The organism is Acinetobacter sp. UBA2581 (assembly GCF_002339435.1).
Taxonomy (GTDB): domain Bacteria; phylum Pseudomonadota; class Gammaproteobacteria; order Pseudomonadales; family Moraxellaceae; genus Acinetobacter; species Acinetobacter variabilis.
Genome location: NZ_DDLD01000002.1, coordinates 1 through 7,154 on the forward strand (window position 1 = coordinate 1; position 7,154 = coordinate 7,154).

Here is a 7,154-nt window from a genome sequence, read left to right on the forward strand (position 1 = left end):
AAAGTGTCAACACACCCTAATCATTGTAGAGATATTAGCTTAAATTTTTGAATCAAGAAAATAATTTAACTTACGGATTGGCTCAACGAAAACTTTTGAGATTTTATCTTTCATTCAATTTTAGATCTTTTAACAAACCAAGTTGGCACGATAACTGCTTTATTTTGATGCAAATTTTAAATGCTAAAAATTATTTGGTTTCAATTTGGAACAAATACAGGATTTATCAGCATCAGTAGGGTAGTTATGAAAATTTATACGCAACGTTTGGAAAACATTGCACCAGAAAGTGATTTTGAGTCTCTTGAACTCACATTCGATACACGACAAAAGAGCCGTTTTCGTGCAACTTTAAAAAATGGTGTCGATATTGGTGCAGATTTACCACGTACTGGAATCTTGCGTAGTGGTTCTTTTATAGCAACTGAACAGGGTGACATTCTTCGGGTCGATGCGAAACCTGAAAAATTGATGCAGGTGACTACAAACAATAGCTTTGACTTATTAAAAGCAGCCTATCACCTAGGGAACCGTCATGTTCCTCTCATGTTAACACCTACTGCATTGTACTTTGAACCGGATCATGTACTGGCTGAAATGGTGCAGGGTTTAGGCCTTGAAGTTCAGGAAGTCATGCACCCATTTGAACCAGAAAGCGGTGCTTATGCACAGCATCAGCATGACCACCGTTTAAGCCCAATTAAGGCTTTGCATCATGTCCATCACTAATGCGTCTCAACTGCTCAGCTTGCTGACTTTATCTTCAACGGCATTGCCGATTGGAGCGTACTGTTATTCGCAAGGGGTGGAAAGCGCCATCGAAAAAAGCATGGTACATGATGAAGCCTCTTGTGTGAGCTATTTTCAGGAAGTATTGGAAATGCTGCTGGTGCGTTTTGAGCTTCCAGTACTCAAGCGTCTGGTGGAGTCTTTTGATAATCCTGAACAGTTTCAGTATTGGGCAGAGCTATACCGCGCGAGCCGAGAATCCAAAGAATTACTGGCTGAATCACAGCAGTTGGCATTTTCCTTGAATGCATGGATTAGAGATGTGTTAAAACAGCCGCCGAGCGTAAAAAAGCAATTAGGGTTTGTGCCGGTGTACGCACATTTATGTGGTGAGTTGGGTTTAGATCTTGCCGATGTCTTAACTGCTTATAGCTTTACGGTTTTGGAAAATCAGGTGCTGGCAGCAGTAAAAACCATTCCACTCGGGCAAATGAGCGGGCAGCGGATTATTTGGCAATTACATCAGGAAATTCCTGAAGCTGTACAGGCTGCATTAGCTTTGAACGATTATGAAATCAGCAGCGCATTACCGCAATATGCCATGTTGAGCATGTCGCATGAAACCCAGTATTCACGCTTATTTCGGTCGTAATCTTCAGACCAGAGCAGCAGTAAAAAGATTGAAAAGCATCATTAAAACTGGTGCCAAGAAATTGTAAAAAAGGAAATCAACATGTCAGAACGTAGTCCATTACGCGTTGGAATTGGTGGTCCGGTTGGATCAGGTAAAACGGCTTTAACCCTGAATTTATGTCTTGCACTGCGTGAAAAATACAATATGGCAGTGGTGACCAATGACATCTACACCAAAGAAGACTCGAACTTTTTAACCCGTCATGAAGCGATGTCGCCAGACCGTATTGTCGGTGTAGAAACAGGTGGTTGCCCACATACTGCGATTCGTGAAGATGCGTCCATTAACCTAGCTGCGATTGATGATTTGTGTGAAAAGTTTGATGGGCTGGAGCTGATCATTATTGAAAGTGGTGGCGATAACCTTGCGGCAACCTTTAGTCCCGAATTGTCCGATCTAACTCTCTATGTGATCGATGTTGCCGGTGGCGAGAAGATTCCACGTAAAGGTGGTCCTGGAATTACCAAGTCGGATTTGCTGATTATCAATAAAACGGATTTGGCGCCAATGGTCGGTGCCAGCCTGGAGGTGATGGATCAGGATGCGAAGCGGATGCGTGGCGATAAACCATTTTTATTTTCTAATATGAAAACACAAGATGGCTTGAACGAAATTATCAGCTTTATCGAAAAACAAGGTTTATTTAAGTCTTAAGGGGAAATTCATCATGCGTCTATTCAAACAGTTACTGGTTGCAAGCGTGGCAGCTTTACCGATGTTGGCATTTGCTCACGCGGGACATGACCATCACAGTGGATTCTGGTCTGGCTTTGTCCATCCTTTTACTGGTTTAGATCACCTGATGATGGCGATTGCCTTTGGTGTATTGATGTGGACTGCAAATCAACGCTGGAAAATTTCGGGTCTCATCGGTCTGGCAGTAGCGATGGTTGCAGGCTTTGTGCTCGGTAGCAAGGGTCTGCTTTCAACTTCACTGGCTGAGTCAGGCATCATCGCTTCACTGGTCATTTTAGCTGTTGCGCTGTGGACTAAATCGAATAAGGTTTTGCCTGTCGCTGCAATCTTATTGGCCAGCTTCCACGGCGTGGCGCATGGAAGTGAATTGGGACAAGGTGGACATGTATCGCTATTAATTGTCGGTATGGTTTCAGCAATGGCTTTGATTTATGGTGCAGGCTTGGCTCTGGGTGCATTCGTGAAAAAATATGTGCCTTATGGCAAGCAGATCGTTGGTGGTCTAGCTGCAGTTGTTGCTGTCATTGGCTTGGCTTAATACTTCGTTAATTATTCGCAGATGAAATTGAGTTGATTTGTTGATGCACGAACTGGCAGAAAAAAGCACACAGCAGAACTTATGGTATGCACGTCTGGAAATGGGATTTCAGGCGCAGCAACAGACTGCGCGAACCATTTTGCAACATCGCAAGCATCATGGACCGGTACGCATCCAGAAAATGTTATGGCCAGAAGCCAATGGGATTTGCCATGCCATTATCGTGCATCCGCCAGCAGGGATCGCCGGTGGAGATCATCTCACTTTTGATATGCAGGTGGATGCGAATGCCCATGCCTTGGTGACTACACCGGGTGCGGGTAAGTGGTACAGAACCAATGGCAAGCAGGCTTTTCAGCACATTCATATCCGTTTAAATGACAATGCGATTTTTGAATGGCTACCTCAAGAAACTATGCTATTTGATGGGGCTAATGCCAGTTCCGAAACAATCGTCCATTTGGATGCGGCAGCCAGTTTTATTGGTTGGGATATGCTGGTGATCGGTCGTCAGGCACGAGATGAGCAGTTTGCACAGGGTGCGTATCGAAACCGATTTCAGCTTTGGCGTAAAGACAAATTGCTGGTTGCAGATACCTTGAATTTTAAAGGCAATGACCGCTGGCTCAGTTCGTGTCTAGGTATGAATGGACATGCGGTGATGGGTAGCTTCTGGGCTGTACCGCCTGAAAAATATCGCGCGAGTTTTTATCTAGAACAGCATCTCGATTTAATTCGTGAGCTTATTATGCGGATGGATGTACCGATTACCTTGACTTTGCTTGGCGATGTAATTAGTGCACGTTTTCTGGGAGATGATGTCCGTCAATGCCATGATGGTTTTGCTGCAATTCGCGCTCGATTAAGACGTTACTGGTTCGGTCTGGATGAGGCATTTCCGAGGATTTGGCGGACGTAATCCTTTAATTCCCTCTCCTTATAGGAGAGGGTTAGGGAGAGGTGATTAAACATTTATTAAAACCCTCCCTCTAACTCCCTCCCAAAGGGAGAGAGAACACCAAATATCGAATCTTGCACATATTTTGCTTAGAAATACATATATATCAATGAGGAGCCAGTTATGGAACTCAACCCTACAGAAAAAGATAAACTGCTGATTTTTACTGCGGGTCTGGTGGCAGAGCGTCGTAAAGCTCGAGGTTTGAAGCTGAATTATCCAGAAGCCATTGCCTATATTTCTGCAGCACTGCTTGAAGGTGCGCGTGATGGCATGACGGTCAGTGAATTAATGCATTACGGTACGACCTTATTGACACGTGATGATGTCATGGAAGGCATTCCGGAAATGATTGCAGAAGTGCAGGTTGAAGCAACCTTTCCAGATGGATCAAAGCTAGTCACTGTCCATCAACCGATCGTATAGGAGCAGTACATGATTCCAGGAGAAATTTTTACGCCTGAGAGCGATATTGAAATGAATGTCGGTCGGGAAGTTTTGAAGGTAACTGTTGCTAATATTGGTGATCGACCGATTCAGGTCGGATCACATTTCCATTTTGCCGAAGCGAATGATGCCTTGCAGTTTGATCGTGAACTAGCCAAAGGCTTTCGCTTAAATATTGCAGCGGGAACGGCGATTCGTTTTGAACCTGGGCAAAAACGCGATGTGGAATTGGTTGCATTAGCAGGTAAACGTGAGGTTTACGGTTTCGCCGGGCGAATCATGGGCAAGCTCGATTCATAAAAATTGCAGCAGAATTATAAAGGTTTATAAATCATGAAAATGTCACGTCGTGCTTATGCCGAAATGTTTGGACCGACTGTAGGAGATCGTGTTCGTCTAGCTGATACTGAATTATTCATTGAAGTCGAACAGGATTTCACCACTTATGGTGAAGAAGTTAAATTTGGTGGCGGCAAGGTCATTCGTGATGGTATGGGTCAATCACAACTTTTGTCATCTGAAGTGGCTGACACTGTCATTACAAATGCGCTGATTGTCGACTGGTGGGGCATTGTTAAAGCAGATGTAGGCTTAAAAAATGGTCGAATCTGGAAAATCGGTAAAGCCGGCAATCCGGATATTCAGCCTAATATTACCATTCCATTGGGTGCTGCAACTGAAGTCATTGCTGGTGAAGGACAAATATTAACAGCTGGCGGAATTGATACCCATATTCACTGGATCTGCCCGCAGCAAGTTGAAACGGCACTGATGTCTGGCACAACCACGATGGTCGGCGGCGGTACAGGTCCGGCAGCTGGAACTTCTGCGACAACCGTGACTCCAGGGCCTTGGCATATTGCCACAATGCTACAAGCAATTGATGATTTACCGATGAATATTGGTTTATTAGGTAAAGGCAACTTAAGCCAGCCAGAGCCAATTGCAGAACAAATTAAAGCTGGTGTAGTCGGATTAAAACTGCATGAAGATTGGGGCTCGACACCAGCAGCGATTGATAACTGTCTAACTGTGGCCGACCAGTATGATGTGCAGGTCGCGATTCATACTGACACACTAAACGAAAGTGGCTTTCTAGAAGAAACTTTAGCAGCTTTTAAAAACCGTACGATTCATACTTACCATACTGAAGGTGCAGGTGGCGGACATGCGCCGGACATTTTAAAAGCCATTGGTCAACCGAATGTATTGCCATCTTCAACTAATCCAACCCGTCCATATACCGTCAATACCATCGATGAACATCTGGACATGTTAATGGTCTGTCACCATTTAGATCCAGCGATTGCAGAAGATGTGGCCTTTGCAGAAAGCCGTATTCGTCGCGAAACCATTGCTGCAGAAGATATATTGCAGGACATGGGCGCAATTGCCATGATGTCTTCTGACTCTCAGGCGATGGGCCGTGTCGGTGAAGTAATTTTACGGACTTGGCAAACGGCGCACAAAATGAAAGTGCAACGTGGGCCTTTGGAAGGTGATACTGCCTATAAAGACAATAACCGGGTTAAACGTTATATCGCCAAATATACGATTAATCCTGCAATTACTCACGGTTTAAGCCATGAAATTGGCTCTGTTGAAGAAGGTAAGTTAGCTGATCTGGTATTGTGGAAACCTGCATTCTTTGGGGTGAAACCATCCATGATTATCAAAGGTGGGATGATTGCAGCAGCGCCGATGGGTGATATTAATGCTTCTATTCCAACGCCACAGCCTGTGCATTATCGTCCAATGTTTGGGGCTTATCCGCGTGGAGTGCATAACACCTGTATTACGTTCTTGTCGCAAGTCGCAATTGAGAATGGCGTACATGAAAAATTAGGTCTGAAAAAGTTGATTTCACCCTGTAAGGCGACGCGCCAAGTAACCAAACAGGACATGAAACATAATAGTTACTGTCCTGTGATGGAAGTGCACCCAGAAACTTATGAGGTTCGTGCTGATGGTGTACATTTGACCTGTGAGCCAGCAGAAGTGCTGCCGATGGCGCAGAGGTATTTCTTGTTTTAATTGCTTCTAAAATTCCTCTCAAAAGAGGGATTTTTTTTCAAAGTATATTTGAGTTATATAATTTAATCTTTAGTGTTAATTTATCAAGACTAAAAAAATTGATTTTATTATGAACTTAGAAAAAATTTTACATGTACTTATGCAAGAAGTCTCAAGACCAGATTATTTAAGGCAATTTGAAAATATTAAATGTGATGATCAGTATTATTATCTCTATAAGCATTTAAGCTTTGATCCAAAGCGTCAAGTGTTAAATTTATTTAAAAAACTTCAATTAAAGTTTACCCATCCTGATAATTTTAATGATCCATATGATTGTATGGCATCTATTGAATTCAATAATGCGCCGAATGATGTTAAAGAAATTCTACATCAACATTTCTCTACAGCTATAAAAGCAAAGCTGAGTGTAACTTGTTTTAATAATAATCCATTAAATATGCTTATGTGGTCTCATTATGCTCAAAGCCATAAAGGTTTTTTAGTTGAATTTAAAATCCCACATCCTAATCCTAAAGCTATGGTACATGAGGTATTTAATGTCCAAGCTGTAAAATATCAGAATGAATTTCCAAAAATTCCTTTAGATATATCAAATCCATTAGCAATGTTTGATGTAGCAAATGGAGCAAAATTGCTGGATTTCGTTACGAATCAATATTTAATAAAATCAACAGATTGGTCATATGAAAATGAATTTAGAACATTAGCACATGATTATGACTCTAGTAATTTTAACTCACTGTTAAAAGAAATTCCTGCAACTTATATATCTTCAGTGATTTTGGGGGCAAAGCTCACTAATCATGACCCAAATAAAATGGCTTTAATTGAATCAATTAATTATTTTAATAAATACTATCAACAAGATATTAAAGTTTATGAGGCTGTTCTAAAACCTAATAGTTTTAAAATCACTGTTCCTAATCACCCAATTCTAGATAAAAATACTAAAACTTTAGCAGCATTTTTATCTAGGGTGTGTTGACACTATTAGCTTGAAAAAATAGCGAAGTAGTAAAATCAAATCACCAAACCCAATTTTACTGTTCGCTATG

9 protein-coding genes are annotated in these 7,154 nt (G+C 42.0%); all 9 read left to right on the forward strand.

Translation table 11 applies throughout. The features are described from left to right. Positions 1-246 precede the first annotated feature (246 nt). The 9 genes from ureE to B3Q46_RS00055 all read left to right on the forward strand — a co-directional run bounded on the left by ureE (position 247) and on the right by B3Q46_RS00055 (position 7,084). The gene (gene ureE / locus B3Q46_RS00015) at positions 247-729 is read left to right on the forward strand and encodes an urease accessory protein UreE (RefSeq protein WP_005235563.1); all 483 of its coding nucleotides are present in this window, start codon (positions 247-249) and stop codon (positions 727-729) included. Then, a complete protein-coding gene (locus B3Q46_RS00020) occupies positions 716-1,381 on the forward strand; it encodes an urease accessory protein UreF (RefSeq protein ID WP_005235565.1) in 666 nt (221 codons plus the stop codon). Before ureE ends, B3Q46_RS00020 begins: the two co-directional genes overlap by 14 nt. An 81-nt stretch (positions 1,382-1,462) precedes the next feature. After that, on the forward strand, positions 1,463-2,077 hold the full coding sequence (gene ureG / locus B3Q46_RS00025) for an urease accessory protein UreG (RefSeq protein ID WP_004785864.1): 615 nt from the start codon (positions 1,463-1,465) through the stop codon (positions 2,075-2,077). Between the two features lie 13 nt (positions 2,078-2,090). Next, entirely contained in the window at positions 2,091-2,657 is a 567-nt protein-coding gene (locus tag B3Q46_RS00030; protein WP_200228444.1) for a HupE/UreJ family protein, read from the forward strand. A gap of 43 nt (positions 2,658-2,700) precedes the next feature. Further along, complete coding sequence (locus B3Q46_RS00035; RefSeq protein WP_286712678.1) at positions 2,701-3,576, forward strand: urease accessory protein UreD; 876 nt, start codon at positions 2,701-2,703, stop codon at positions 3,574-3,576. A gap of 162 nt (positions 3,577-3,738) precedes the next feature. Next, positions 3,739-4,041 carry an urease subunit gamma gene (gene ureA / locus B3Q46_RS00040; RefSeq protein ID WP_004785859.1) on the forward strand — a complete coding sequence of 101 codons (303 nt, stop codon included), beginning with the start codon at positions 3,739-3,741 and terminating at the stop codon, positions 4,039-4,041. Between the two features lie 9 nt (positions 4,042-4,050). After that, the gene (locus tag B3Q46_RS00045; RefSeq protein ID WP_005235571.1) at positions 4,051-4,362 is read left to right on the forward strand and encodes an urease subunit beta; all 312 of its coding nucleotides are present in this window, start codon (positions 4,051-4,053) and stop codon (positions 4,360-4,362) included. A gap of 33 nt (positions 4,363-4,395) precedes the next feature. Further along, complete coding sequence (ureC, locus tag B3Q46_RS00050; protein ID WP_286712681.1) at positions 4,396-6,096, forward strand: urease subunit alpha; 1,701 nt, start codon at positions 4,396-4,398, stop codon at positions 6,094-6,096. A gap of 109 nt (positions 6,097-6,205) precedes the next feature. Beyond that, positions 6,206-7,084, forward strand: a complete 879-nt coding sequence (locus B3Q46_RS00055) for a DUF2971 domain-containing protein (protein ID WP_286712683.1) — start codon at positions 6,206-6,208, stop codon at positions 7,082-7,084. The last annotated feature ends 70 nt before the right edge of the window (positions 7,085-7,154 follow it).